Genomic DNA, 25591 nt, shown 5'->3' on the forward strand with positions numbered 1-25591 from the left:
CTACGGCCTCAGAAAAAATGGCTTGGCTTCCCAACGAACTTGCCTCGAGATTATTCGCCTTAACAGGGAAATGAAATTTACCCGTCAGGGACGAGAAATGAAAATTCCTAAATCTCGCAGAGGGGGGCGGAAAGTCGGGTGAGACAAGGTCACGTTGAGATTACTGGAGAGCTGCGCTGAGAAAGTGCCCTGCGAAGCGGGCATCGAAAGACTCATGGCCAGTTCGGAGGGGGGCCGTTGGAAAAGTGCTCGTAAGAGTAACTCGCTGGCGGCCTACCCTACCGCCCGAGCGGTTCTTAGGGGGCTGGGAGAGCCGTAAGGCTCACCCGGCTACCCGGCGGGGAGTGTCAACTGGTACACTCTCTGAAATGACCATCACGCCCCCAGCCGCCTCGAGCCCAGCCGCTCAGCAACCCGTGCGCGTTGTGCAAGAGGGCGAGACCCGTTACACCCTGCTCGGCACCGCGCACGTGTCGAGGGCGAGCGCCGACGAGGTCGAGCGCCTGATCAAAAGCGGCGATTACGACGCGGTGGCGGTCGAGCTCTGCCAAAGCCGCCACGCCGCCTTGACCCAACCCGAGCGCTGGGCGGAGATGGATCTTTTTCAGGTCATCCGTGAGGGCAAGGCGGTCATGGTCGCGGCCAGCCTGGCCTTGTCGGCCTTTCAGCAGCGCCTCGCCGATCAGCTAGGCGTCCGTCCCGGTGAGGAGATGCGCCGCGCCACCGAAGCCGCGGGAGCGCGCGAGCTGCCTCTCCTGCTCATCGACCGCGAGATCGGCGTGACCTTGAAGCGCGTCTACCGCAGCGTGCCCTGGTGGCAGCGCATGACCCTGGTGGCCGGTCTCTTGGGCAGCGTCATCAGCCGCGAGAGCGTGAGCGAGGCCGAGATCGAAAAGCTCAAGGAGGGTGACGTACTCGAGGCGACCTTCGCCGAGTTCGCGGAGAACGCCGAGAGTATCTACATCCCGCTCATCGCCGAGCGCGACCGTTACATGGCGGCGCGGTTACGCGAGGAGACTGCAAAGAGAATGGGCCAAGAGACGGCGACGCCCTACCAGAACGTCCTGGTGGTCATCGGCGCGGGGCATCTCAAGGGGCTGGCCGGGCACCTGGAAGAGCCTGCCCAGGAAGACCCCGCCAGGACGCGCGAGAGGCTCGAGCGCGTGCCGCCCAGCCCCGCCTGGCTGCGCGCCCTGCCCTGGCTCATCGCCCTGCTGGTCCTCTTGGGTTTTGCCGTCGGCTTCTCGCGCAGCCCCGAGTTGGGCCTGCGGCTGCTCGGCGACTGGTTCCTGATCAACGGCGGCCTGGCGGCGCTCGGCGCGCTCCTGGCCACCGCGCACCCGCTCACCATCTTGGGCGTCTTTATCGCGGCGCCCTTCACCTCCCTCAATCCGCTCATCGGCGCCGGCTTCGTGGCGGCCGGCATCGAACTGTGGCTGAGGCGGCCCCGCGTCGGCGACTTCAAGCGGCTGCGCCAGGACGTGACCGAAGCCCGCGGCTGGTGGCGCAACCGGGTGGCGCGAACCTTGCTCGTCTTCGTCCTCGCCACCCTCGGCTCGGCGCTCGGCACCTATCTGGGCGGCTTCCGCATCGTCGAGCGACTCATCAACGTCTAGCCCGCGGTTGCGGGGCGGCAAGTTGTGGTCGTAGGTTCGCCGTAAGGAATCCCGTTGAAGGTAAGGCCGAAGGTGACGGGGCCGGCGTCGGTGATCGTCCACAGCCCTTCGACGACCTCGCCCCCCCCGGCCCGGAGCCGCCTGAGGCGCTGCGGGTTGCCGTCGCGAATCTGCGCGATGACGACGACCTCGCCGTCTGCGATGCCGCTCTCGAGCGCGAAGCGGTAGGGAAACTCGCAGGGCGGCGGCTCACGTACTTCGACGCTGGGCTCCACCGTCACCGCCACCGGCCGGATATTGACCGTCAGCTCCACGCCTGTTTCGACGCCTCCGCTCTCGCCGGGCAGCGCGCCCGCGCCCGGGTTCTGGACGACCACGCCCGAGGGCAGCGAGGCGACCTGAACCTCCTGGACCCTGCCTACCTGGAAGCCCGCCTCTTGGATGGCGTGCTCGGCGTCCTCGCGGCTCATGGTCCAGAGATCAGGCAAGGTACTCTCGCCCAGGCGCGGCGCCGGGCTGCCCGCGACGGTGAGCCGCAAGACCGCCAGGTCGCGCGACACCGGCAAAAAGGGCGGCAGGCTCTGGTCCAGTACGGTGCCCTGGGCGCCCGGCGCGCCCGTCAGGTAGGCCAGAGTAACGCGCTCTTCGCCGAGGCCCGCCAAGCGAGCCAGCTCGAGCGCCTCCTCCACGGGCAGGCCGCGCAGTTCGGGCAAGAAGGTGAGCGGCTCGCGCGGGCCGTCGCTCACTAAGACGTTCACGGCGCCGCCCGAGGGAACGCGGCTGCCCGCGGGGGGAGACTGGGCCAAGACCGTGCCCCGCGCAACGTCCGCGGCGATGCGGGCGATCTCGCCGAGCTCGAGCCGCTCGCCCAAGAGCCCGACGATCTCGCCGCCGTCGAGGAGCCGGCCGCGCAGCTCCGGCACCACCTCCTCGGTGAGGCTTCCCGGCGGCAGGGCGTAGCGCAGGGTCACCGCGCGCCCCCTTCTCAGCTGGGTGCCGGCAACAGGCTCGAGGCCGACCACCTGGCCCGCTTCCTGCGACGACGAGGGCGTAACCTCCGCCTGTACGGCCAGGCCGAGCGCGTGGAGTTCACGAGCGGCGGCGTTCACCTGCTGACCCAGGAGCGGCGGCACCACCACCAGGCTGTTGTCCGCCCGCAGCCAGAAGCTCAAGTAGAAGAGGCCCAACCCTAGGACGCCGAGCACCAGGCCGAGGGCCCAGGGCGCGAGGCGCGCGCGATCCAGCAGCGGCCGCCGGACGGTGACGGGTGCTGGACCGGCGGGCCCCAAGGCGGGCAGGCCCGGCTGGCTGGTGGGCAAGTTCTCGTTGAAGGCCAGGCCGTAGACCTGCGGCTTGCCCTCCGGGTTCAGCCTTATGTCGGCTTGGGAGGGCTCGAGGCCGAGCGATCGAAGGGCCTCGAGCACGCTCGCGCAACCCCCCGGCGCGACCGGCTTGCCGGGCGGAGGTCGCCGCCAGGCGACGTAGTGGGCGCCTGGCCGCGAGACGAGGTCCAAGACCGCCGCTAGCCCGCGGCTTTTAAGCGCGCGCAGGGTCTGGCGGTACGCCTGAAAGGTCCACTCGAGCTCGCCCGTGGCGAAGTCGTACCACACGACGGTGACGGCGCTGCCGTCGGGCGCGGTCGCCTCGAACAGCGTCTGGGTGTCGTCGACGAGCCGCTGGGAGATGATCTCGTATTTTCCGTCCAGTAACGACACGAGATCATGATACAAGGACTGGGTGAAAAGGGCTGAGAACTGTAGTACCCGCACTTGCAGCCGCACTAGCGGCGGGTCTGTGTACTTGCCCCACTAGGGGCGGGCTAGTGCCCGTACAAGTGACCCCAAGCACTAGCGGGGGGTCTGGTGACCACCGAGGGAAATAAAATCCCCTCGGCTCTCAGTCCTGCTGGTCGGCTAGTTCGAGCCCTTATGAGCCGGCTGCGGCTGCGGCGCCGGCTTGTGGCGTTCCAGGTCGGCGCTGCGACGGCGCTTGGCCTCGGCCTCCTCGGCGGCGCGACGCGAGGCCTCCTCGATCTTTTCCTCGGCGGCCCGGGCTTCTCTCAAGATGAACTCGGTGATCGCCTCGGCGCTCACGCCCTCTTGCGCCTTCTCGAAGGCCTTTTCGAGCCACAGGCCGTCCAGCGTTTCCTGGACGAGCAGTGCCTCGGCGACCGCCGTCACCGCCACCCAGGTATCGTCGACAAGCCTGCGCGTTTCCTCGTAGGCGCTGGCGAGGATCTTGTTCACCTCCTCCTCGAGCTGGCGCGCGGTCGTCTCGCTGAAATCCTTGCGGCGGCTGATCTCGCCGCCCAGGAAGACCGGCCCCGAGTCCGAGCCCCAGGCGATGAACTCCTCGCCGCCCATGCCGAAGTCGAAGACCATCTGCTTGGCGATGTCGGTGGCCTGCTTGAGGTCGCTGGCCGCCCCCGACGAGATGGTGCCGGTCAGCCTCTTCTCGGCCACGCGGCCGGCAAAGGCCACCATGAGCTGCTGTTTGAAGAGGTCTATGTTGTAGTACATGCGCTCCTTGGACAGCGGCGCCATAAAGCCGCCCGCGCCGCCCCGCGGCATGATGGTGACCTTGCGCGCCCGGCCGAGTTCGGGCTGCGCGACGTAGGCGACGGCGTGGCCGGCCTCGTGATAGGCGGTGATGCGCCGCTCCTCGGGGCTCGGTACCAGGCTGCCGCGGCGCAGGCCCAGGATGATGCGGTCCAAAGCCTCGTTGAAGTCCAGCCAGGAGATTATCTGCTTGCCGGTCCGGGCCGCCACCAAGGCCGCCTCGTTGGCGAGGTTTTCTAGGTCCGCGCCCGAGAACATCGGCGTGGCGCTGGCCAAACGCTCCAAGTCCACGTCGTCGGCGACCGGCTTGTTGCGGGTATGGACCTGGAGGATGTGCAGGCGCTCCTTTTGGGTGGGCAGGCCGATGGTCACCTGGCGGTCGAAGCGGCCGGGGCGCAGCAAGGCCGAGTCCAAAACGTCCGGGCGGTTGGTGGCGGCGATGATGATGACCGAGGTGTCCTTCTCGAAGCCGTCCATCTCGCTGAGGATCTGGTTCAGGGTCTGCTCGCGCTCGTCGTGGCCGCCGCCGATGCCCGCGCCGCGCCGCCGCCCGATCGAGTCGAGTTCGTCGATGAAGATGATGGCCGGCGAGCTCTTGCGCGCCTCCTCGAAGAGATTGCGCACGCGGCTGGCGCCGACGCCCACGAACATCTCCATGAACTCCGACGCGCTCACGGTCAAGAAGGGCACGCCCGCTTCGCCGGCCACGGCGCGCGCCAACAGCGTCTTGCCGGTGCCGGGCGGGCCGACGAGCAAGACGCCCTTGGGGATCTCGGCGCCGATGCGCAGGTACTTCTGCGGGTTCTTGAGAAAGTCCACCACCTCGATGAGCTCCTGCTTGGCCTCTTCGTGGCCGGCCACATCGTCAAAGGTGGTTTTGACCTTGTTCTCGCGGCCGTAGGTCTTGGCCTTGGACTGGCCGAACTGCATGACCTGGTTGGGGCCGCCCTGGGCGCGCATGAAGAAGAACCAGAACACCCCCAGCAAGAGCAGGATGGGCAAGAACGCCAAGGCGATGCCGCCCCAGGGCGAGGGGGGCCGGTTCTCGATGACCACGTTGTTGTCGCGCAGCAGCGGGATCAGCGTCGTGTCGGGAAGGCCGCTCTCGGCGCTCACCGTCCTGAAACTGCGGATGGTCTCCAAGGTGCCGGCGATGTCCACCTGGGTTTCGGCCCGCAAATCGCCCTGGATGTTGCGGCCCTGGATGACCACCGACTCCACCTGGCCCGTCTCGACGAACTCGAGGAACTGCGAGTAGGGAATGCTGCGGCCGGGGCCGGTCTGACTCAGGTTCTGGAAGATGAAAAAGCCTAAGATGATGACCATCACCAAGAGCCAGGGATTAAACGAACGTTTCAACAGCGCCTCCTGTACGGCCGTTATGAGCAGTGAGACCGTCGTTTCTCGAGCCTTCGGCTGGCTGGCACTCCGGTGGGCACTGTGGCTTGACCGTTTCGTGACCAGCGCTGAAGAAACTCGCTCAGTAGCGCGATAGTAGCATTTTCAGGTGAGGGCGGGCTGTAAGCCAAAGGACCAAACTGGGCTGGGGGCTGGGGGTTGGATACTTGTCCCTAGTCCTACTGAAACTTGTAACTCTTGGGCACCACCACGATGCCCGTTTCCGTCACCGTGAGGCCTCGAGCGCGGTCCTCGTCGTGATCGACGCCGATGCGAACGCCGTTGGGCACGCACACGTTCTTGTCGACGATGGCGTTGCGAACCACGCAGCCCCGGCCGATCTCGCAGTCCTCGAAGACGACCGCGCGCTCGACCAGGCTGTAGGAGTTGACCCTCACCCGCCGCGCCAACAGCGACTCGCGCACCGTCGCGCCGGAGACGATCACGTCGCCGGCGATCAGGGAGTTGAAGGCCTGGCCCTTGCGGTCCGGACTCTCGTGGACGAACTTGCTGGGCGCGGAGTAGGTGTTGGCGGTGCGCAGCGGCCAGTCCTTGTTGTAGAGGTCGAACTCCGGCTTGAGGGCGATGAGGTCCATGTTCGCCTCGAAGTAGGAGTCGATGGTGCCCACGTCGCGCCAGTAGGTGTTGGGCCCCTCCTGGCCGGGGATGGGGTTTTCGGCGAAGTCGTAGGCCTGTATCTTGTAACCCTCCGCCAGCGCCATCGGCAGGACGTTCTTGCCGAAGTCGTGCTCGGAGATCTTGACGGCGGCGTCGCGCTCCAAGAGCTTATAGAGACAGTCGGTATCGAAGACGTAGTTGCCCATCGAGGCCAGGGCGTGCGTTTCGCGCCCCGGGATGGGCTTGGGATGCTCGGGCTTCTCCTGGAACTCGGTGACCCGAAAGCCCCTGTCGACCTGGATGACGCCGAAGCGGTAGGCGGCGTCCTCGAGTCGGGTGGGATAGGCGGCGATGCTCACCTCCGCGCCCGTCTCGACGTGCCCCTTGATCATGTGAGAGATGTCCATCTTGTAGATGTGGTCGCCGCTGAAGATTGCCACCACGTCGGCCTTGCTGTTGTCGATGAGGTGGATGTTCTGGTAGATGGCGTCGGCGGTGCCCCTATACCACTCGCTGCCGAGTTCCTCGTAGAGGTACATCTGCGCGGGCGCCAGGGTAATGAAGTAGTCGTGCAAGAACGAGCCGAAGCGCCAGTAGCGCTGGATGTGCTCGGTCAGGGACTGCGCCTTGAACTGGGTCAGGACGTAGATGCCGTAGATCTTCGAGTTGAGCATGTTGTTCAGGGCGAAGTCGATGATGCGGTACTTGGCGCCAAAGGGCACCGCGGGCTTGGTGCGCTTCAGGGTGAGGGGATTCAGACGCGTGCCCTTGCCGCCCGCTAACACCATGCCCAGCACTTTAGGATTTGTCATAGCCGAGAAAACCTCCTAAGCCGCTTGCTGCCCCTACGAACGTTTATGCCCTATCATATCCCAACTATAGCCCACCCGGCTTCTTCGGGTTTGCCCTCCTCGAGCTGTGAGCGTCCACGGGCGCAGCCGACCTCGAGCGGGGTTCGGCCCAGCAGGCCGGACTTGCCGCCGGGCGTCGCAAGCGTAAGGCGTCGCCTACACCCCGCCCGCTCGAGCCCGTAGACTGAGCTGGTCTTATGCGAGAACATCTCTTGGAGTATCAGGACTACGTCTTGGCCTACCGCCTGCGTGCGCTCGTCGGCCGCGAAGGGCCTCTGCCGGGCTACTTGTCGCTGCCCTCTTACGCTGCCAAGCGCCTCGAGCGCCAGCACCTCGCCCGCGAGCTGGTCAGGGCGGGCGACTACCGCGAGGGCCTGCGCCGGGTCGACAGGCTCACCGACGAGCTCAACTTCGGCTTTTGGCATAACCCCAGCGAGAGCATCGACTTCCTGCGCAGGGTGATCGTGCAGGGCGGTCACCGCGCTCTCGAGTCCGAGGGCGGCTTTCTCGAGGAACTCCTCACTCCACTCGAGTGCGCCGCCTTGAGTGACGAGCAGCAAACGCTCGTCGCCCGCTACTACCTGGGCCTGTTGCGCGCCTCGGCGAGCTACCTAGACGCCGAGAGCTTCACCCGTCTCCGGGACGAGGTCGAGAGTTTGCGCGAGGGGCTACCGATTTTCGTGGTGGCGGATTAGCTGAACTCACCCCATAGCAGCCCATCCCAGGGCAACCCGCCCCAGGGCAACCCAGTTCTTTGACCCCTCGTGATAAAGTGACCCTGTGAAACCGAGCCTCTTGGACCTCGAGCCCTTCCAGTTGCCCCTGCCGGCGAGCGGCGAAGGCTACCGCCGCCAGCAGCTCCTGAGCTGGCTCTACCGGGGCGCGCGCTCCTTCGGCGAAATGGTCAACCTGCCCTTGGCCTGGCGCCGGGAGTTGGAGGCGACCTACAGCCTCGGCGTGATGGCCTCGTATGAGCGCTTCGTCTCCAGGGACGGCTCGGTCAAGTACCTCTTTACCCTGCACGACGGCAAACAGACCGAGGCCGTCTACATGCCCTACAGGGGCCGGAAAACCATCTGCATCTCGTCGATGGTCGGTTGCCCGGCGGCCTGCGCCTTTTGCGCGACGGGGGCGATGGGCTTCGGTCGCAACCTGAGCCGCGCCGAGATCATCGACCAGATCCTCACCGTGGCCGTGGCCGAGGGGATTGCCCCGCGCGAGATCCGCAACGTCGTCCTGATGGGCATGGGCGAGGCGCTCTTAAACTACGACAACGCGCTCGCGGCCATTCGCGGCATGATCCACCCGGACGGCCTTGACATGTCGCCGCGCCGCATCACCCTGTCGACGGTGGGCCTGCCGGCGCGCATCCGCAAGCTGGCCGGGGAGGGGCTCGGCCTGGTCCTGGCGGTGAGCCTGCACGCGCCCGACGAGGAGACGCGCCGCAAAATAATCCCCACCGCCCACGCCCACTCAATCGACGACATCGTCGCTTCCTTGCGCGACTGGACGAGCGCGACCGGCCGCCGCGTCACCATCGAGTACACCATGCTCAAAGGCGTCAACGACGCGCTCTGGCAGGCCGAGGAGCTGGCTGAGAGACTGGGGGGCCTCATCTCGCACGTCAACCTGATCCCCTTTAACCCCTGGGACGGCGCGCCCTTTTCCGGCAGCGAGAACGCCAAGACCCTGGCCTTTCAGCGTGCCCTCGAGGCGCGGGGCCTGTCGGTCTCGGTGCGCTTCAGCCGCGGCCGCGACGCCGGGGCGGCCTGCGGCCAGCTGGCCTTGTCGCGTCCGGCTCAGGGGGCGGCGCCCGCCTAGTCGGGTTTGCCACCGCGAGCGCCAAGGGAGCGCCAAGGCTGCGCGCGAGCTGCGCGCCGCCTGTGGTAGCTTGCCGCCATGATCGACCGCTACAGCACCCCCGAAATGAACACGCTGTGGAGCGAAGCGAACCGTTACCGGGTCTGGCTCGACATCGAACTGGCCGCCACCGGGGCCTGGGAGGGCCTCGGCGAGGTGCCCCCGGGCACGGCGGCGAGGATTCGCTCCTCGCTCGAGGCCCGACCCCTCGACGAGGCCTTTGCCGAGCGCGTCCGCGAGCTCGAGGCGGAGACCCGCCATGACATCGTCGCCTTTACCCGCGCGCTTACGGAGCGCGTCGGTGAGGAGGCGCGCTACATCCACCTGGGTCTGACCAGCACCGACGTGGTGGACTCGGCGCAGAATCTCGTCTTGCGCCGCGCCTTGGGGCTCATCTCGGCGGACGTGCGCGCTCTGGCCGCGGCGGTCAAGGAAAGGGCGGTCCAGTACAAGCACACGCCCTGTATCGGCCGCACCCACGGCGTCCACGCCGAGCCGATGACCTTCGGGCTCAAGTTCCTCAACTTCTACGCGGCGCTAAAGCGCGACCTGGAGAGGCTGGAGCGCGCGCGCGAGTCGATAAGCGTGGTTATGCTGTCGGGTTCGGTCGGCACCTACGCCCACCTGCCGCCCGAGATCGAACGGCAGGTGGGCGAGAGGCTGGGGCTCGAGCCCGACCCCGTCACCAACCAGACCGTCGCCAGAGACCGTCATGCCGAAGTCCTGAGCGCCCTGGCGATCCTCGGCACCAGCTTGGAGCGTATCGCCCTCGAGATCCGCCACCTGCAGCGCAGCGAGGTCCGCGAGGCGCAGGAAGGTTTTGGAGCGGGTCAGACCGGCTCATCCTCCATGCCTCACAAGAAGAACCCCATCGCCACCGAGAACATCTCCGGCATCGTCCGGCTCATGCGCAGCAATCTCCAGGCCGCTTTGGAGAACGTCGCCCTCTGGCACGAGCGCGACATCAGCCACTCCTCGGTCGAGCGGGTCATCCTGCCCGACACCACCACCCTGGCGAGCTACGCCACCCGCCGCCTGACCGGGGTGGTCGAAGCGCTCGTGGTCTATCCCGAGGCCATGCAAAACAACTTGGCCGCCCTGCGCGGCCTCATCTTCTCGCAGCGCGTCCTGCACAAGCTCTTGGGCAAGGGCATGATGCGCGAGCAGGCTTATGAACTGGTGCAGCGAAACAGCCTGCTCGCCTGGGAGACGCAGACGCCGCTAAGAGACCTCGTTCGCCAAGACCCTGACAATGTGCTCAGCGAAGAGGAGTTGGGGGCGGCCTTCGACGTGAGCTGGTATCTGCGCCATGTCGATGAGATCTACAGCCGCTTCGGCCTCTAGCCGGAGATGACTCACCCGCCCGGCTCCTCCCTCGAGCAGCCTCTCAACCGGAAGGAGATGGGATAAGCGGGGATCTCCGGCTAAAGCATAGGCATTGGAGCCTTGCTTTTTTGGAGCCTTACTTTTAAGGGGGGGAGTTTCAATGTCAGAGCTTTTGCCTTATGCTCTTTTGTCGTGGCACCTGATCATTCGACCAACACCGCAAGGTTGCTCATCTCCTGTCCCGACCGGCCCGGCATCGTCGCGGCCGTCTCGCAGTTTCTCTACTCCCACGGGGCCAACGTGCTCGACTCGAGCCAGCACTCGACCGACCCGACCGGCGGCACCTTCTTTATGCGCATGGTCTTTTATCTCGAGGGCCTGGACCTCAGCCGTCCGCAGTTCGAGCGGGCCTTTGGCGCCGTCGTCGCCCGGCCTTTCGATATGAGCTGGCGCGTCGCCTACGCCGACAGGGTCAAGCGCATGGCGGTTCTCGTTTCCAGATACGACCACTGCCTCTTGGAGCTTCTCTACCGCTGGCGCAGCGGCGACTACCAGGTCGAGATCCCTTTCGTCCTCTCCAACCACGACGACCTCCGGGAGCTCACCGAGTCCTTTGGGCTCTCTTACCACCACCTGCCCGTGGACGGTGACAAAGTGCCCCGCGAAGCGGGTAGGGGGGCGCAGGAGCGGAGGGTGCTCGAGAGGCTCGAGGAAGGCGTGGACCTCGTGGTCCTGGCACGCTACATGCAGATCCTCTCGCCCGCCTTCGTGGCCCGCTATCCGGGGCGCATCATCAACATCCACCACTCCTTTTTGCCCGCCTTTGTCGGCGCCAACCCTTACAAGCACGCCTACGAGCGCGGCGTCAAGCTGATCGGCGCGACCGCTCACTACGTCACCGACGCCCTCGACGAAGGTCCCATCATCGAGCAGGACGTGACCCGCGTGTCGCACCGCTACTCGGTGGGTGACCTCATCCGGGTCGGCCGCGACACCGAGCGGGCGGTCTTGGCGCGGGCGGTGGCCGCGCACCTAGATGACCGCGTGCTCGTCTTCGGCAACAAGACCGTCGTCTTCTGAGCCCGTCTTCAGCCGTCGTTTTCGGGGATGACGGGTCTGGTAGAGTGGCGGGAATTGCCGCTAGGGAGTGAGCCTTGTGAAAACCCATCCCATCCGGATTGCCAACATTCAGCGCGAGCTGCCGGTCGTCAACGTCGGCGCGGTGTCGGTGGCGCTTTTAAACCTTCTGGGCGACACCGCCCTCACCGAGGCCGCCGCCGACGAACTCGTCGCCAAGCTGCCCGAGGGCGTCGCCGTCATGGTGACGCCGGAGGTCAAGGCGGTGCCCCTGGCCCACGCCATGAGCGTCCGCACCGGCATTCCCTACGTGGTAGCCCGCAAAACCGAGAAGCCCTACATGGTGAACCCGGTCAAGAAGACCGTGCTTTCGATAACCACTGGAAAGCCGCAGGACCTCGTCTTGGACGGCCACGACATCGAGGTCATCAAGGGCAAGAAGGTCGCCATCATCGACGACGTGGTTTCGACTGGCGGCACGCTCAAGAGCCTGTCGGAACTCCTCACCGAAGTCGGCGGCGTCGTGGCGGCCACCTTGACGGTATTCACCGAAGGCGACGAACGGGACGACGTGATCGCGCTCGGGCACCTGCCACTCTACGCCGCTGAGGACGGCGTCTAGGCAAAGGGCGAGCCTTGCTTTAGGTATCGCCGAGATCCTCTTGCGAGAGCAGGATGGCCACCGATACCGACGAGACGAGCACCAGCAAGAGCGCGTAGGGCGCGGCCTGGGCGAAAAAGGCTTCGACCGACCAGGACCAGGTCCGCGTCGCCAAGGTATTGAAGCCCGTCGGCCCCAGCAGCAGGGTGGCGGGAAGCTCCTTCATGGTGGTCAAAAAGACGAGCGCCGCGCCGGTGATCAGGCCGGGTCTGACGAGCGGTAGGGTGACCTCTAGAAGCGTGGCTGCGGGCGAGCGGCCGAGGCTGCGGGCGGCCTCCTCGAGGTGCGGGTTGATCTGCAACAGCGTAGCCCGGATGGTGCCGACGGCCTGGGGGATGAAGAGCACCGTGTAGCCGAAGACCAGCATGGCGATGCTCTGGTAGAGCCAGGGGGCGTAACGCGCCCCGAAAAAGACCAGCGACAGGGCCACCACGATGCCCGGCAGCGCGTAGCCCAGGTAGGAGAAGCGCTCCAGGAGCGCGCTCAGGCGCGATGGGAAGCGCACCGCCAGGACGGCGACGGGCACGGCCGCCAGGGTCGCCACCGCGGCGGTCAGCAGGGACACGCTAAAGGTATTCCAGACCGCCAGCCAGTCCAGCTGGACACTCTGGCTGCTCGCCATACCGCGCCACAGCCAGAGGGCGATCACGCTGAGCGGCGCGACCAGCGCGAGCGTGACCAGCAGACCCAAAAACAAGAGCGCGGGCAGCGTCCAGCCCCGGAGCTTGAGTCTGGGGGCGCGCCGCGCCGCGCCCGAACCCACCCGGTCGAGCCGCGCCCGGCCCCGGACGAGCGCGTCCACCAACAGCACCACGCCGGTCAGCGAGACGAGCATGAGGCCGAGCACGGCGGCGTTCGCACGGTTGAAGGAGTTTTCGTACTGCACGTAGATGGCGCGGGTAAAGGAGTCGTAGCGGAGCATCGAGACGGCGCCGAAGTCCGAAAGGACATAGAGCGAGACGAGCAGCGCGCCCGCCGCGATGGCCGGGCGCAGGTGCGGCAGGGTGACCTGAAAAAAGGTCTGCCACGAGGTTCTGCCCAGGCTCCGGGCGGCCTCCTCGAGGCTGGGGTCGAGCCCGCGCAGGCCCGCCCGGACAGCGAGCAGCATGTAAGGGTAGTTGAAGAGCGTGAGCACGATGAGCGCGCCCCAAAAGCCGTAGACGCTGGGCAAGCTCACGTTCAGCCACGACGACAGCCAAGAGGAGACCAAGCCGCCCTGAGCAAAGGCCGAGACCATCGCAAACGCGCCCACATAGCTAGGAATCACCAGGGGCAAGAGGCAGAGCACGAACCAGAAGCGCCTGAGCGGCAGATCGGTGCGCAGGGTGAGCCAGGCGACCGGCAGCGCAAGGAGCAGGCTGACGGTGGTGACGCTGGTCGCCAGCAGCAGCGTCCGCCACAGCACCTCCACGGTTCTGGGCCGCAAGATGAAGGTCCAGATGCCCGGCCCCGCCTCCACCGAGCGCAAGACGAGGTAGACGAGCGGCAAGAGCACGGCCGCCGCCACACAGACTCCCGGCAGCAGCAGGATGAGAGGAGGCCACTTGGGTCGTCTGGAAGAGAGGCGGGCTTGTTTCGTGAGCATCGTCGGATTGCCAGGGGCAACACGCCAGGCAACAAAAGCATCGTATGCATTTCCGACCAAAGTTGTCAAATTTAAGCGCGCTCAAAAATCGTTGACAGAGACCCCTGAAACTCTGTATACTCACAAACGCGCTGACCGGAGGGTTGGCCGAGCGGTTGAAGGCGACAGTCTTGAAAACTGTAGTAGGGGCGACCTTACCGGGGGTTCGAATCCCTCACCCTCCGCCACGAGGATGCTCGGCAACAGCGGTCAGCAAAGACGGTCTTGGAGAGGTGGGTGAGCGGTTTAAACCACAGTCCTGCTAAGACTGCGTCTGGCGAAAGCTGGACCGAGAGTTCGAATCTCTCCCTCTCCGCCATTCCCGCCCCGGCGAGACGCACCATGCGCCCGTAGCTCAGCTGGATAGAGCGTCTGACTACGGATCAGAAGGCCAGGAGTTCGAATCTTCTCGGGCGCACCACAGAAAACCTGTCAGGGACGGTAAAAGAAGAAGCGGCCAAGCAAGGCAAAACGGCCGCTTCTTTCGTTTGTGTGCCTATAGCTCACCGTTCGCTCAAATTTTTCTGACTTCACAAAAATGTCCCAAAACTGCCACATTCGCGTTCTGCACGCTAATTCACCCCTAAATCCAGAGTCAATTGCTGTTCGAGTTAATGACACATCATTCGCAAAACAATGTTCCCAACCTTCTGCTTTATCAGTTTTATGGATGCTGTAGCACGAAAGTTTGTCAATATTGCTCATAAGTCGCCTTCAAATGAGTGAACTGTGGACTGAGCGGACTCAATTCTGAGAAGTGGGTTTGGAATTGAGCGAACGGTGAGTTCTACTTCTTACATCCCCAAAATTACGAAACTAATGAGTGCGGGACGTGACCCTCAACCGAAAGGTAGGGGCGCCGCAGATCCGTCGCGCGCGCCTAGAACGGCGAGTAGGGGATCGGCACCGGCGACCACAGCGGCTCGCCGTAGTTGACGCCGATAAAGGCGCCCCAGTAGGCGGCCCGGCCGCGCCTGCGGACAAAGATATCCGGCGTTACCGTCTCGGACGCCGGCGGGCCGCTGAACTGGCTCGCGTAAGAACGGACCGCCGCCTCCCAGATGTCCATGTACGGGCTCACCTCGATGACCAAACTGGCCTCGAAGGGGCCGTTGCCCATGTAGTAGAAAAAGCGCAGCGGCTTGAAGGGCTCGCCGTCCAGGGGGCTGTTCTTGAGGCCGGCGAGGTGGACGGCGGCGGGGACGATGCGAGCGGCGGCCACGTGATCGGGGTGGCGGTCGTTCATGTGCGGCGCGGCCACCACCTTGGGCCGCAGCTCGCGCAGGACGCGGCCCAGTTGCAGCCTTCGGTCCACCGTGTCCATGATGCGCGAGTCGGGCCAGTCCATGTTGCGGCGCAGCTCGAGGCCCAAGATCCTAGCCGCCGCCTCGGCCTCTTGGGCGCGCAGCTCGGGCGTGCCCTTGGTGGCGGCCTCACCCCGGCTCAGGTCGATGATGCCGGTGCGGCGGCCTTCGGCGGCTGCTCGAGCCAGGCTGCCGCCCATGCCCAGCTCGGCGTCGTCGGGATGCGGTCCGATCACCAGAAAGTCGAGCATCAGGTCCTTTCCCCTTCCAGCGGCTCCGTCTCCGCGGGCCTCCTCATCTCCTCTGACGGCCCCGTCTCCGCCGAGGTCTTGCTTTCCCCCAGCCGGCGCTCGACGCCCCTGGCCAGGCGCTCCAAGTTGTCGCGGTGGCGAAAGAGTGCCAGGAGCGCCATCGCGGTGCCCAAAAAGAGGTTGGCGGGATGCCAGTGGCCGACGAAGAGGATGAGCGGCACGCTGATCATGCCCGTCAGGGTGCCCAGGGACACGTAGCGCCCCATGGCGATCACGAAGACGCCGATGATGACGGCGACCAGGGTGACGATGGGCTCGATGACGGCAAAGGCGCCGATGCTGGTGGCGATGCCCTTGCCGCCCCGGAGACGCAAGAAGACGTTGAAGTTGTTGCCGAGCACCACGGCCAGGCCCGTCAAGGCGACACCCCAGGGACCCAAGGCGAAGAGAAACAGCGCCAGCCACACCGCCAGCGCGCCCTTGAGGGGATCGAGGACGAGCACCAGGACGCCCCAGAAGGTGCCCAACGCGCGCATGACGTTGGTCGCGCCGATGTTGCCCGAGCCGTACTGCTGGATGTCGACGCCCTTGATCCTGGCGACCAGGTAGCCCGTGGGGATGCTGCCGATGAGGTAGCCGAGCGCGAGCGAGAGCGCGAAGACGAAGGGGTAGCTCACTCCGGCCCACCCGCAGCCTCGAGGGCCTGGACGAAGCGCGTGGTGGCCGCTATCTCCTCCTCGGTCAGGACGTTGCCGAAGGCGGGCATGGCGCGGCGGCCGCCCGCGATCACGCCCAAGACGTAGTCGCCGTCCCCTAGGCGGGGGTTGGCGAGCAAGCGGAGGCCGACGCCGCCCCCGGCCGCCACGCCGTGGCAGCCGGCGCAGTGCCGCAAGAAGAGCGCGTGACCCGCCGGCTGCGCCTCACGCGCGGCGGCGAAGCTCTCCGCCTGCGTCTCGCGGTCGGCGCGGCAAGCGGCAAGCGCCGCCAGCAAGACGAGCGTCAGGCCAAGCCGCCGAGAAAGCCTGCTAAGCATTCCTCACGGCTCCCGCAAGGGCAGGGTCGAGGTCGCGGTAGTATAGTACGAGCAGAGCCAGGTCATACGCCTGATTGTACGTTATCTTCTTGCCCCGCCGGGCGCCCTGGCCGCTCAGCGCAGGCCCAGCCGAGCAATGCCGGGAAGCCTGCAATCCGTTTGCTGAGACCTGTGGTATGACTTGACATGATGGTTTTCAGCGTGATGGTTTTCAAACCCTAAGGAGGCCGAGCGACAGATGATCAGACTCGAGAGCCGTCCCAGGCACCGCGACAAGGTGATCAAACAGGAGACCGCGGGCACCCTGGTCCTGGTGAACTTAGACGACGGCGAGTGCTACGGGCTCAACGAGGTCGGCGGCAGGGTGTGGGACCTCTGCGACGGCACCCGCAGCGTAGCGGCGGTGGCGGCGGCCGTCGCCGAGGAGTACGACGCGCAAGGCGGCGCCGTCGAGGCGGACGTGCTGGAGATTTTAGAGGAGCTGGCCCGTGCGGAGCTGGTGGCCGTCCAGGATCAGGATTAGCGAGTCGTGGCTTAGGGAGCTGCGCGGGCCGGGCGACCTTCTGCTGCTCGTCCACATCTTCCTCTTTGCCGCCGCCGTGCCCCTCCTGCTCAGGCTCAAGCTGCCCACTCTCCTCGCCCTGCTCGAGGGGCGCGCTCCCGCCCCGGACACCCTGGACCCGGACGGTGCGGATAAAATCGTGCGCTACGTCGACGCCGTCATCCGCCGGGGCCGGCCGCTGGTCAGGCGCGGCTGTCTCACCCGCGGCCTCACCCTCTTCTACTTTCTGAGGCGAGCCGGCCTGGAGGTCGCGCTCGCCTTTGGCATGGGCAAACCCGAGGGCGAGGTCGAGGGGCACTGCTGGCTGGTGCGGGAGGGCGAGCCCTTCTTGGAGGGACGCGACCCCCGGCCGACCTTCGCCGAATACTACAGCTTTCCGCCTCGGGCCGCCCCTTGAGCGAGGGCGTTTTGAGCGAGGGCACTTCGAGCGAGGGCGTGCGGACCCGCCACTACCACGTTCACGGCCTGAGCGTCACCATATCCGCCGACCGCCCGGAGATCTTAGCGGCGCTCCACTCGAGGCTGCGCTACTTCGCGGTAGCGGGCTCCTCTGGGTCCTCCCCGGCAAGCACCCAGCCCCCCGCCGACCTCGCCTTCACCTGCCACACCGTCTTGCGCCCGCAGGAACACCGGCTGGCGCGCCCGAGCGGGCGGTCACGGCCGCTCTTCGACTTTCCCAGGGGCGAGGCAATCTACCTCGAGGACGACAGGCTCTACCTCAGCGACGGCGAGCGGGCGAGGCTGCTCTGCGAGCCCGCCCACGGGCGGGCCGAGGTGTCCATCCTGGAGAGCGAGCTGGCCGACCTGTGGGTCTTGTCGCACCCGCTCTTCACCGTCGCCTTTGTCGAGCTCATGAAGCGCCGGGGGCGCTACAGCCTGCACGCGGCGGGCCTCTCGCTGGGCGGCCGGGGTCTGTTGCTGGCGGGCATGAGCGGCGCCGGCAAGTCCACCTTGAGTTTGGCGCTCTTGCGGGCGGGCTTCGGCTTCATGGGCGACGACAGGCTCTTCTTGAGCCCCCGAGAGGGCCTATCGGAGGGCCCAGAAGAGCTTACGGTGCAGGCATTCCCCGACGAGGTCGACGTGACGGACGAGACCGCCGGCTTCTTTCCCGAACTGCGGCCGCTCCTGAGCCGGCCCAGATCAGCCAAGCAGCCCAAGCGGCAGTTCTGGCCGGAAGAGCTCTACGCCGTGAGCCTTGTCGCCGAGTGCGCGCCGGGCGCGCTCGTCTTTCCCCGTGTCGCCCACCGCGCTGAGACGGCGCTCGCGCCCATGCAAGCCGAGGAGGCCCTGCTCGAGCTCGCTCCCAACGTGCTCCTCACCGACGCCCCCTCCTCGCAGGCGCACCTGAGCGCGCTGGCGGCGCTGGTCGGCCGGAGCGCGCTCTACCGCCTCGAGACGGGCCGGGACTTCGGCGCCGTCCCCGAGATGCTGAGAGAACTGCTCGAGTAGGAGCCTTTACAGGCGACCTCGAAGCTTCGCCTGGACGCCGCCACCCGACATCGCAGCGCCCACATCCAAGAGCCCGACATCCAACTGTGGGTTAAGTGTGTATCTTGCTTGATGAGGGAAATATAATGTCGGATGAAAGGGATTAAGCTGATGGTCGAACTTGGGCGACTTTACTATTTTGTGACTCCACGGGTCCTTATGCCCGGCTTGGGAGGTGACTCTCTGAACGCCAAGTAAACCCTTACGTCTCTCGTTCACCCGGCAAGGAGCCACCCTGTCCGGGCCAAGGAGGAATCGTGGACCTGCAAAAACTTCTGCAAGCCAAAGCCACCGCCAAACTAAACCGTCGCCAGATGCTCGCCAATATGGGCGTTCTGGGCGCCGGTGCCCTGCTCACCGCCTGCGGCACCAGCGCGCAGCCAGTGCCCGTCGCCGACCCCAACCCCCTTCAAGAGGATCTTCCCCCCGAAGGCCCCAGCACCAACGTAGACGTGCAGATCGGCAACCTGGCGCTCAACCTCGAGTACCTGGAGGCCGAGTACTACCTGCGCGGCGTCTTCGGCGTCGGCCTCGAGGACAGGGGCGTAGGCGTCACCGGCGTCGGCGCGCTCGGTAATGTCATCGGCGGCAGACAGGTCGACTTCTCCCGCATGAGGGACTTTCAGAACGCCGAGGAGATCGCGCTCGACGAGGAAGCTCACGTCGTCTACCTGCGGAACCTCCTCCAAGACGGTGCGGCTGCTCGCCCCACCATCGACTTCACCAACGCCTTTGACCTGGCCGGTCAGGCCGCGGGCCTGGGCGCGGGCTTCGACGCCTTTGCCGACGCCGATAGCTTCATTCTGGGCGCCTTCATTTTCGAGGACGTGGGCGTAACGGCCTATAACGGTGCGGCTCCTTTCATCACCAGCAGGAGCATCCTGGCCGACGCCGTCAGTGTCGGTCTGGTCGAGGGCTATCACGCCGGTGACATTCGCAACGTGATCTTCAACCGCGGCGGCAGCATCCTCGCGACCGCCAACGCCATCTCGGCCGCGCGCGGCTCGCTCGGCGGCGGCAAGGACCAGGCCGTTACCCACGACAACCCCTTCGGCACCACCGCCAACATCACCCCCACCGACGAGAATGCCTTGGCCTTCGCCCGCACCCCGCTCGAGGTCTTGAACATCGTCTACCTGGACACCACCCTCTCGGGCACGCCCGGCGGCTTCTTCCCCGACGGCGTCAACGGCGAGTTCGGCGATCTCCTAGCGCTGACCTCGGGCTAAACGTTTCCAACGGGTTTGAACGCACGTTCAAGCTCGGGACGGCGCGTATGGGACCGCGGGCAGCCGCGGACCCCGCTCGAAACCGCGATGTGAAGACGGTCGAGCATGAACCACGAGTTAGTTCTAAGAACAACGAACCGGAGGCAACAGAGACATGAAAAAAACCTACGCGAAGCCCCAACTCAAGAGATTCGGGCGGCTCAGAGACCTCACCAAGTTCGCCTTCACACCCTAAGCGACAGCTTGAGCGCAAGGGCCTCCTGGATGTCTCCAGGAGGCCCTTGCTGTTGGGATTCGGGGGTCAGGAGGGCGAGCTCCTTCTCCTGGCGTTTGACTTCTGAGTTTTGCTCGGCATGCGCCGTTGGCGCTGTCTCTTGCCCGGAGGATTACGGCGCCTCGTCCTGCGGTTTGCTTCGGTCCTCTAAGGGCTTGCCGTCCAGCTCGAGCCAAACGCGCAGCTTTCCCGCCCCATCGCTGCAAAACAGCACCGGACAGCCGCGCCTGCGCAAGGCGAAAAACAGAGCCAAGGTCAGCAGCGGGCTGCCGGGTCTCGGCCGTCTGCCGAGCAGGGCCAGGTCGCGGCGCACCCCGCGCTGGACCGACCGCCACGCCTCATAGGAGACCGTCCTCGGCGTCACAACCGGCGCCATGGCGTTGACCCGCTCGGGGCTGGCGGCCAGCTCGAGCAGGTCCTGATGGCGCGAAGAGGCCAGGAGGCGCAAGACCCCCGGCAGTTCGCGGAGCATGTCCAGGGCCGTGCCGGGCGCGCGCAGGGCGACATTGATCCCTTTCTCGAGGCCGGGGTGGCCCCGCTCGGGGATGACGGCCAGGTTCCAGCGCCGCCGCTCGCCGCGGCTGGGCGGGCGCAGGCTGAGCCGTCCCTCAAAGGCATTGCAACGCCTCAAGAAGAGCTCGAGGGTGCGCCGGCAACCCAGCGCCCGCGCCCGCCGCCCGAGGGCGTCCTCCGTCAGAGCGCAGCGCCCGACCAGGGCCCTGAAGTCGAGCAGGTCGTGCGGTCTGAGGTGCCAGTCGTCACCCGACCAGGCGCGGTTCAAGACCAGCCCGATGAGCAGCGCGTCGGCCGGCTTCAGCGCGCGGAAGGCCGTGCTCTCCCAGGTCACCTCCTCCGAGGCGGCCCAGGCCTCGTGGGTAAAACGCTCCTGCACCCTGGTCCAGGGCAACCTGTTGTGGAGGATGCGCTGATGGACGTCTAAGCGCAGCCTCACCCTGGTGCTGTCCAGGTGCATCAGCTCGTGCTCTCGCTGCCTGGCCGCGCGGTGGCCGTGAAGCGTGCTGGAGCCCTCCTCGTGCCAGCTCTCGAGCCAGCCCAGTCTCTGCGCGAGGCGCGACGCCGCATGTGACGCTTCGGGCCGCATGAGGATGTCGACGTCGCTGTAGAAGCGCTCTGCCGGCGCCTCGTAGACGAACTCCGCCAGATAGAAGCCTTTGAAAACCAGCACCTCGACGCCCGCCTCCTGCCAGGCCCGCAGCAGCGGCAAGACCTCGGCCCTCACCGCCAGGTGCTGGGCGGTCGCCAGCACGAAGTCCGCCTCGAGCTCGCCCCTCAGCGGATGTCCGGGCTCGAGGCGGCTATAGGCGTAGCCCGCCAGCCTACCCCTGCGAAGAACGTCCGCGTCCGGCAAGTCGCCCTCCAGCAAGAAGCGCTCGAGCGCTTCGACCTCGGCGCTGGACCTTACCTCTCCTCTTGGCACCTTGCCAGTATACGTCTCAGCACCAGTATGTCCTCGGTACAGGCCGGCAGCAATAGGCCGGCGGTAATAGGCCGGCAGTGATAGGCCGGCAGAGTCGGAACAAGGGCAAGCCTGAAATCTCATTGGCGGCAGGTGACGCCACGCGGTATACTGCCGCCGTGATCCTCCCTACCGCGCCTGCCCCCGCGAAATTCGAGGAGAGGCTGTGCGCGGCTCTCTCGAGCCTCTTGGAGCGCGACGACGTGCTCATCTTGGACACCGAGACCACCGGCCTCTCGCAGGCCGAGGTGATCGAGGTGAGCGTCATCGACACGCGCGGCGAGATCCTCCTCGACACGCTCGTGCGCCCGCGCGCGCGGCGCATGAACCCCTATGCCCAGCGGGTCCACGGCGTCAGCTTGGACATGCTCGACGATCAGCCGAACTGGCCCGACGTCCTCCCTGAACTGAGGCGGCTGACGGACCGCGCCACGGTCTTGGCCTGGAACGCGCCCTTCGACGCGCGCATGCTCGAGGCGACCAGCGCGGGCTGGGGCCTGACTCACCCGAGCATCCTCTTCGCCTGTGCCATGCGCATGTACGCGCGGCTCAAAGGGAGCAAGCGCAGCGGCCTGCACCGGGCCGTCAAAGCCGAGGGGCTGGAGCACCTCCTCGAAAGGCACCGCAGCCACCGGGCTCTGGGCGACGTGCACTTCGTGCTCGAGGTTCTCCGCAAGTGTACCACGGCTCGAGACGGTTGACCTCTGCTGACCTCTGCTAACCTCCGCCGCCACGCCGGATACCTTGGTCACCGCTCTTTCCGGTGTACACTACAACTCTTGCTATCACAACTCAGTCAAAGCGTGCGACTTGGCTGAAGCTTAGCCAGGAAGGATTCTTATGACATTTGAACAGTTCAAGCTCCACCCCCGCGTCGGCGCCGGCGTAAAGGCCGCAGGCTACACCCTCCCCACGCCCATCCAAGAGCAGGCCATCCCGGCCGCTTTGGAGGGCCGCGACATCCTGGGCTTAGCGCAGACCGGCACCGGCAAGACGGCCGCCTTCGTCCTGCCGCTCCTGCACCGCCTCCTGGACGGGCCCCGGGGGCGCATTCGCGCGCTCATCGTGGCGCCGACCCGCGAGCTCGCCGAGCAGATCCACGGGGAGATCAACACCCTCGGGCGAGGCACCGATCTGCGCAGCGCCACCGTCTACGGCGGCGTGGGCATGACCCCCCAGATCCGCGCCCTGCGCGGCGGGGCCGAGATCATCGTGGCCTGTCCCGGGCGCCTCCTGGACCACCTCGAGCAGGGCAACGGCAAGCTGTCGAGCTTAGAAGTGCTCGTCCTCGACGAGGCCGATCACATGTTCGACATGGGCTTCTTGCCCGCCATCCGCGCCATCATGAAGCGCGTCCCGGCGGGGGCGCAGCGGCTGCTCTTCTCGGCCACCATGCCGAGCGACCTCCGCCACCTCGCCGGGAGCATTCTAAAGGACCCAGTCACGGTGGAGATCGGCAGGGCCGCGCCCGCCGAAACCGTCGCCCACGCCCTCTACCCGGTCGGGCGTGGGCAGAAGACCGCGATGCTCAAGCACCTCTTGCGCAAGCACGACCCTCGCAGCGTCCTGGTCTTCACCCGCACCAAGCACGGCGCCAAGCGCCTCGCGCAGCAGCTCGACAAGGACAACTTCTTCGTCGCCTCCTTGCAGGGCAACCTCTCGCAGAACAAGCGCCAGCAGGCCTTGGACGGCTTTCGCGACGGGAGCTATCACATCCTGGTCGCCACCGACATCGCCGCGCGCGGCATCGACGTGACGCGTGTCTCGCACGTCATCAACTACGACGTACCCACCACCCCCGAGGCCTATACCCACCGCATCGGCCGGACGGGACGCGCGCTCAGGAGCGGCGAGGCCTTCACCTTCGTCACCCAGGAGGACGAGAAGATCGTCCACGCCATCGAACGCTCGCTCGGCGCGCGGCTCGAGCGCGTCAAGGTAGAGGATTTCGTCTACGAGGCCGACACTGCGCCGAGCGGCGGTGCGCGGCCGTACGGCGCCCGCCCGCCGGGGAGCGGACGAAACGGCGACAGGGAGCACTCGAGCAACCGCTCGAGCAACCAGGCGGGGCAGGCGTATGGGAGCGGAGGCCGGCGCCCCGGTGGCCGCGGCGGGCCCGGCACGGCCAACCGGCGCGCCACACGCCCCAAGCGTTAGCTGGGCTAGCGGCCGCTTACCTTGAGCTTTGGGCGGCCTCTCCGTTTCAGGAAACCGCCTAGCGCAGGCTGGGTAACCGACCCCGCTCGGGACTCGGCGCGAGGTTTGGGCAAGCGCCCTGATCTCCGGGCAGCGAGGAGCCAAGGATGACAAAAGACATGCTGGAAGATCACCTCACGACGCACCTCGCCAAAAGGGGTCGGGCTGAAGTGTCCCTGCAGATGCTCGAGGAGATATTTTCCAACCACGCCAACCGCAACCAACTCGACAACGGCGTGACGCTCTACGAAGAAACCGAGCGGCAGCTCCTGTCCTGGTGCCGGTTCAAAGGCTGGCAGGTCGAGGTAGACCTGCCCAGGCGCGTGGCGGTCTTCGCCCGCGTGGAACGCGCCTCATAGAAAAACCCTGTAGAAAAACCTCAAAAAACACGCCGGAAGCTTCCGGCGTGTTGAGCAGGTATGGTTAGCGCCTGCTTTCTGGCTTTTCTTGCGTTACTAACGAAGCGCCTCAAAGACTATACCTGATCTGGCTCGAGCCGTGGGGTGGATTCATGACACAAGCCCCCGGCCGTGTCAGCCCGGCAGCTTCGCAGTGGCCGCGGCTTCTGCCCAGCGCTCCTGCCAGACGCCGGCCTCGAGTTCGAGTTCCGTAGCAAAACCTTGCTCGAAGGGCGTGAGGAGCGTCAGGTCGAGCGCGCCGTGGTGGCGCTCGCCCAGGTCGTGTCCTTGCAGGGTAAAGAGCGGAGTCAAAGGGTCGCCGCCGACCCCGCTCGCCGCGACGATGAAGCCGCGCACCTCCCTTTGCCCCTCGAACGCCTCCACGACGGCTTGAGTCGTATCCCAACTGAGGCCATACCTCTTGCGCAGCCGCCCGAGGGTCACGAACAGGCCCGGCGCGTCGTCGCCGACCAGATAGAGCGTCGGCGTCACCGTGCGGTAGCGGCTCCAGCTCTCGTGAAAGCGCGCGATCGCGTAGCCAACCGCCTCCCTGGCGTCGCGCAAGGGGCGGCAGGGAGTCACGGTGAACAGCTCGAGGCGGTCGGCGGCGGGAACGGCGCTCAGTCTCTGCACGCACCCAGTCTAACAGGACCTTTCTTGGTGACAGGATCGCTCATGCTCGAGGTGGCGATTGACTGCTAGGAATTTTCGCACGGGCTGCCTCGAGCGACCTTTCTTCATGCCCTATCTTCATGCCCTAAGAAAAGTAGAAAGGAGGGTAGCACTATGGCAGAGGGCAGTGGTAAAGAACATGGCATTATCCAAAAAACCTTTGGCAAAACGCTTCTATTGATGGTGCTGGCGCTGGGTCTCTTTGGCGTCCTCAGCGCACAGGCACAAGATGAGCCCGGGCACATCCTGGTGCTGCCGGACGCGCTCGAGTGGCAATCCGGCCCCGGCTCGCTGCCGCCTGGTGCGGAGTTCATCCTCTTGGAGGGCAATCCCAGTGAGGAAGGTCCCTTGACCTTGCGCCTCAGGTTCCCGGCAGGATACGAAATCCCTCCGCACTATCATCCAGCGCTCGAGCACGTGACCGTCCTCCAAGGCGTCTTCAACTTCGGCATGGGTGAGGCACGCGACCGTACGCAGACCACGGCCGTACCGGTCGGGGGTTTCGTGGTCGTGCCCATCGAGCATCCCCACTTCGTATGGGTGGATGAAGAGACGGTCATCCAGCTTCACAGCACCGGCCCCAGAAAGAGAAGAGGCTGATAAGGCCGGGCCACCGTTTTGGCGTTCACGACCCCCGGAACATCGCCTCTACGTCTCGAGCAGCGTTCAGAACGAGAACGATCTCTACCACGTCTTCCCGGTGGCGATAGAAATAAGGTAGTTTCCCACGGTGAAGCTCCGCAGGCCGGCGGCGAGATCTTCCCGGGCGCGACCGATCAGCGGCTGCTCGGCCAGCAAGTCGAACTGCTCTTCCAGTCGATCCAGCAAGCGGTCGGCGCTCACCGCGCTGTCAACGGCGATATAATCCCAAATTTCATCTAAATCGCCCCGCGCTTCGTCGGTAAGCTGGAAAGAGGCCATCAGGCACTATCTTGCTGTTTGGCAGCCAGCCTCGCCCGGCCACGCTTCTTGATGTCCTCAAACAGTTCCAACAGCGTTTCACTGGTGTATTCGCTGTACCGGCCGTTATCCAGATCATCGAGCCCTTTTTGAATTTCCTCGCGCAAGAGCTGTAATTTCAGCTCCTTGAAGCGGTCTTGTTCCTCCATCAGCCTGAG

Annotated in this window: 26 protein-coding genes and 3 tRNA genes; 17 read left to right on the forward strand and 12 right to left on the reverse strand. The window is 65.8% G+C overall.

Annotation, left to right across the window (positions count from 1 at the left end):
* Window positions 1-368 precede the first annotated feature (368 nt).
* On the forward strand, window positions 369-1616 hold the full coding sequence (locus tag M3498_17090; protein ID MDQ3460985.1) for a TraB/GumN family protein: 1248 nt from the start codon (window positions 369-371) through the stop codon (window positions 1614-1616).
* Here M3498_17090 and M3498_17095 read toward each other — a convergent pair.
* The 4 genes from M3498_17095 to M3498_17110 form a co-directional block, all read right to left on the reverse strand.
* Window positions 1613-3331: a PASTA domain-containing protein gene (locus tag M3498_17095; protein MDQ3460986.1), complete on the reverse strand. Its 1719-nt coding sequence runs from the start codon at window positions 3329-3331 to the stop codon at window positions 1613-1615. The genes M3498_17090 and M3498_17095 overlap by 4 nt on opposite strands.
* Window positions 3332-3529: 198 nt before the next feature.
* The gene (gene ftsH / locus M3498_17100; GenBank protein MDQ3460987.1) at window positions 3530-5533 is read right to left on the reverse strand and encodes an ATP-dependent zinc metalloprotease FtsH; all 2004 of its coding nucleotides are present in this window, start codon (window positions 5531-5533) and stop codon (window positions 3530-3532) included.
* Window positions 5534-5751: 218 nt separating this feature from the next.
* Window positions 5752-7002, reverse strand: coding sequence for a glucose-1-phosphate adenylyltransferase (gene glgC / locus M3498_17105; protein ID MDQ3460988.1), 1251 nt, complete (start codon window positions 7000-7002; stop codon window positions 5752-5754).
* A 53-nt stretch (window positions 7003-7055) separates the two neighbouring features.
* Window positions 7056-7250: a hypothetical protein gene (locus tag M3498_17110; protein ID MDQ3460989.1), complete on the reverse strand. Its 195-nt coding sequence runs from the start codon at window positions 7248-7250 to the stop codon at window positions 7056-7058.
* Between M3498_17110 and M3498_17115 the strand changes: the two genes are divergently transcribed.
* The 5 genes from M3498_17115 to M3498_17135 all read left to right on the forward strand — a co-directional run bounded on the left by M3498_17115 (window position 7239) and on the right by M3498_17135 (window position 11926).
* Entirely contained in the window at window positions 7239-7736 is a 498-nt protein-coding gene (locus tag M3498_17115) for a hypothetical protein (protein MDQ3460990.1), read from the forward strand. The genes M3498_17110 and M3498_17115 overlap by 12 nt on opposite strands.
* Window positions 7737-7821: 85 nt before the next feature.
* Window positions 7822-8862 carry a 23S rRNA (adenine(2503)-C(2))-methyltransferase RlmN gene (gene rlmN / locus M3498_17120; GenBank protein ID MDQ3460991.1) on the forward strand — a complete coding sequence of 347 codons (1041 nt, stop codon included), beginning with the start codon at window positions 7822-7824 and terminating at the stop codon, window positions 8860-8862.
* A gap of 78 nt (window positions 8863-8940) precedes the next feature.
* A complete protein-coding gene (gene purB, locus M3498_17125) occupies window positions 8941-10245 on the forward strand; it encodes an adenylosuccinate lyase (GenBank protein ID MDQ3460992.1) in 1305 nt (434 codons plus the stop codon).
* Between the two features lie 174 nt (window positions 10246-10419).
* On the forward strand, window positions 10420-11307 hold the full coding sequence (gene purU / locus M3498_17130) for a formyltetrahydrofolate deformylase (protein MDQ3460993.1): 888 nt from the start codon (window positions 10420-10422) through the stop codon (window positions 11305-11307).
* Between the two features lie 76 nt (window positions 11308-11383).
* The gene (locus M3498_17135) at window positions 11384-11926 is read left to right on the forward strand and encodes an adenine phosphoribosyltransferase (GenBank protein MDQ3460994.1); all 543 of its coding nucleotides are present in this window, start codon (window positions 11384-11386) and stop codon (window positions 11924-11926) included.
* A gap of 19 nt (window positions 11927-11945) precedes the next feature.
* On the opposite strand, the gene M3498_17140 is transcribed toward M3498_17135, so the two are convergent.
* The gene (locus M3498_17140; GenBank protein ID MDQ3460995.1) at window positions 11946-13550 is read right to left on the reverse strand and encodes an iron ABC transporter permease; all 1605 of its coding nucleotides are present in this window, start codon (window positions 13548-13550) and stop codon (window positions 11946-11948) included.
* 137 nt (window positions 13551-13687) lie between these two features.
* Here M3498_17140 and M3498_17145 point away from each other — a divergent pair.
* From M3498_17145 to M3498_17155, 3 genes are all read left to right on the forward strand, one after another.
* Window positions 13688-13777, forward strand: a tRNA-Ser gene (locus M3498_17145).
* A gap of 39 nt (window positions 13778-13816) precedes the next feature.
* Window positions 13817-13908 (forward strand) — tRNA-Ser (locus tag M3498_17150).
* Window positions 13909-13933: 25 nt separating this feature from the next.
* Window positions 13934-14010 (forward strand) — tRNA-Arg (locus M3498_17155).
* 459 nt (window positions 14011-14469) lie between these two features.
* Here the strand turns inward: M3498_17155 and bshB1 are convergent.
* From bshB1 to M3498_17170, 3 genes are read right to left on the reverse strand one after another with little or no spacing between them, the layout of a single operon-like run.
* A complete protein-coding gene (bshB1, locus tag M3498_17160; GenBank protein ID MDQ3460996.1) occupies window positions 14470-15144 on the reverse strand; it encodes a bacillithiol biosynthesis deacetylase BshB1 in 675 nt (224 codons plus the stop codon).
* Complete coding sequence (gene plsY / locus M3498_17165) at window positions 15144-15821, reverse strand: glycerol-3-phosphate 1-O-acyltransferase PlsY (protein ID MDQ3460997.1); 678 nt, start codon at window positions 15819-15821, stop codon at window positions 15144-15146. Before plsY ends, bshB1 begins: the two co-directional genes overlap by 1 nt.
* Window positions 15818-16177: a cytochrome c gene (locus M3498_17170; GenBank protein MDQ3460998.1), complete on the reverse strand. Its 360-nt coding sequence runs from the start codon at window positions 16175-16177 to the stop codon at window positions 15818-15820. Before M3498_17170 ends, plsY begins: the two co-directional genes overlap by 4 nt.
* A 238-nt stretch (window positions 16178-16415) precedes the next feature.
* Here M3498_17170 and M3498_17175 point away from each other — a divergent pair, with 238 nt between their 5' ends.
* From M3498_17175 to M3498_17190, 4 genes are all read left to right on the forward strand, one after another.
* Window positions 16416-16700 (forward strand): PqqD family protein, encoded by a 285-nt coding sequence (locus M3498_17175; GenBank protein MDQ3460999.1) that lies wholly within the window; start codon window positions 16416-16418, stop codon window positions 16698-16700.
* Complete coding sequence (locus M3498_17180; protein ID MDQ3461000.1) at window positions 16666-17136, forward strand: lasso peptide biosynthesis B2 protein; 471 nt, start codon at window positions 16666-16668, stop codon at window positions 17134-17136. Before M3498_17175 ends, M3498_17180 begins: the two co-directional genes overlap by 35 nt.
* Window positions 17137-17147: 11 nt before the next feature.
* Window positions 17148-18188 (forward strand): hypothetical protein, encoded by a 1041-nt coding sequence (locus M3498_17185; GenBank protein MDQ3461001.1) that lies wholly within the window; start codon window positions 17148-17150, stop codon window positions 18186-18188.
* A gap of 296 nt (window positions 18189-18484) precedes the next feature.
* On the forward strand, window positions 18485-19456 hold the full coding sequence (locus M3498_17190; GenBank protein ID MDQ3461002.1) for a ferritin-like domain-containing protein: 972 nt from the start codon (window positions 18485-18487) through the stop codon (window positions 19454-19456).
* A gap of 386 nt (window positions 19457-19842) precedes the next feature.
* Here the strand turns inward: M3498_17190 and M3498_17195 are convergent, their stop codons facing one another.
* Window positions 19843-21168 (reverse strand): nucleotidyltransferase family protein, encoded by a 1326-nt coding sequence (locus tag M3498_17195; protein MDQ3461003.1) that lies wholly within the window; start codon window positions 21166-21168, stop codon window positions 19843-19845.
* Between the two features lie 158 nt (window positions 21169-21326).
* On the opposite strand from M3498_17195, the gene M3498_17200 reads away from it, so the two are divergent.
* The 3 genes from M3498_17200 to M3498_17210 all read left to right on the forward strand — a co-directional run bounded on the left by M3498_17200 (window position 21327) and on the right by M3498_17210 (window position 23762).
* Window positions 21327-21908: a 3'-5' exonuclease gene (locus M3498_17200; GenBank protein ID MDQ3461004.1), complete on the forward strand. Its 582-nt coding sequence runs from the start codon at window positions 21327-21329 to the stop codon at window positions 21906-21908.
* A 139-nt stretch (window positions 21909-22047) separates the two neighbouring features.
* The gene (locus tag M3498_17205; protein MDQ3461005.1) at window positions 22048-23364 is read left to right on the forward strand and encodes a DEAD/DEAH box helicase; all 1317 of its coding nucleotides are present in this window, start codon (window positions 22048-22050) and stop codon (window positions 23362-23364) included.
* 146 nt (window positions 23365-23510) lie between these two features.
* Window positions 23511-23762, forward strand: a complete 252-nt coding sequence (locus M3498_17210) for a hypothetical protein (GenBank protein ID MDQ3461006.1) — start codon at window positions 23511-23513, stop codon at window positions 23760-23762.
* 174 nt (window positions 23763-23936) lie between these two features.
* Here M3498_17210 and M3498_17215 read toward each other — a convergent pair whose 3' ends face one another.
* The gene (locus tag M3498_17215; GenBank protein MDQ3461007.1) at window positions 23937-24434 is read right to left on the reverse strand and encodes a hypothetical protein; all 498 of its coding nucleotides are present in this window, start codon (window positions 24432-24434) and stop codon (window positions 23937-23939) included.
* 219 nt (window positions 24435-24653) lie between these two features.
* Between M3498_17215 and M3498_17220 the strand changes: the two genes are divergently transcribed.
* Window positions 24654-25073 carry a cupin domain-containing protein gene (locus tag M3498_17220; GenBank protein ID MDQ3461008.1) on the forward strand — a complete coding sequence of 140 codons (420 nt, stop codon included), beginning with the start codon at window positions 24654-24656 and terminating at the stop codon, window positions 25071-25073.
* A gap of 84 nt (window positions 25074-25157) precedes the next feature.
* Here M3498_17220 and M3498_17225 read toward each other — a convergent pair whose 3' ends face one another.
* Window positions 25158-25394, reverse strand: coding sequence for a type II toxin-antitoxin system RelE/ParE family toxin (locus M3498_17225; GenBank protein MDQ3461009.1), 237 nt, complete (start codon window positions 25392-25394; stop codon window positions 25158-25160).
* Window positions 25394-25591, reverse strand: a 198-nt coding sequence (locus M3498_17230) for a type II toxin-antitoxin system Phd/YefM family antitoxin (GenBank protein MDQ3461010.1), incomplete at its 5' end; no start/stop codon positions are given. The genes M3498_17225 and M3498_17230, both read right to left, overlap by 1 nt.

The organism is Deinococcota bacterium (assembly GCA_030858465.1).
GTDB lineage: Bacteria > Deinococcota > Deinococci > Deinococcales > Trueperaceae > JALZLY01.

Bases quoted from the DNA above. Each gene is read 5' to 3' on its own strand.
- M3498_17110 (MDQ3460989.1), bottom strand. From the start codon at position 7,250: ATGTTCTCGCATAAGACCAGCTCAGTCTACGGGCTCGAGCGGGCGGGG.
- M3498_17210 (MDQ3461006.1), top strand. From the start codon at position 23,511: ATGACAAAAGACATGCTGGAAGATCACCTCACGACGCACCTCGCCAAA.
- purB (MDQ3460992.1), top strand. From the start codon at position 8,941: ATGATCGACCGCTACAGCACCCCCGAAATGAACACGCTGTGGAGCGAA.
- M3498_17220 (MDQ3461008.1), top strand. From the start codon at position 24,654: ATGGTGCTGGCGCTGGGTCTCTTTGGCGTCCTCAGCGCACAGGCACAA.
- M3498_17175 (MDQ3460999.1), top strand. From the start codon at position 16,416: ATGATCAGACTCGAGAGCCGTCCCAGGCACCGCGACAAGGTGATCAAA.
- M3498_17225 (MDQ3461009.1), bottom strand. From the start codon at position 25,394: ATGGCCTCTTTCCAGCTTACCGACGAAGCGCGGGGCGATTTAGATGAA.
- M3498_17115 (MDQ3460990.1), top strand. From the start codon at position 7,239: ATGCGAGAACATCTCTTGGAGTATCAGGACTACGTCTTGGCCTACCGC.
- M3498_17140 (MDQ3460995.1), bottom strand. From the start codon at position 13,550: ATGCTCACGAAACAAGCCCGCCTCTCTTCCAGACGACCCAAGTGGCCT.
- bshB1 (MDQ3460996.1), bottom strand. From the start codon at position 15,144: ATGCTCGACTTTCTGGTGATCGGACCGCATCCCGACGACGCCGAGCTG.
- M3498_17205 (MDQ3461005.1), top strand. From the start codon at position 22,048: ATGACATTTGAACAGTTCAAGCTCCACCCCCGCGTCGGCGCCGGCGTA.
- M3498_17170 (MDQ3460998.1), bottom strand. From the start codon at position 16,177: ATGCTTAGCAGGCTTTCTCGGCGGCTTGGCCTGACGCTCGTCTTGCTG.
- M3498_17090 (MDQ3460985.1), top strand. From the start codon at position 369: ATGACCATCACGCCCCCAGCCGCCTCGAGCCCAGCCGCTCAGCAACCC.
- glgC (MDQ3460988.1), bottom strand. From the start codon at position 7,002: ATGACAAATCCTAAAGTGCTGGGCATGGTGTTAGCGGGCGGCAAGGGC.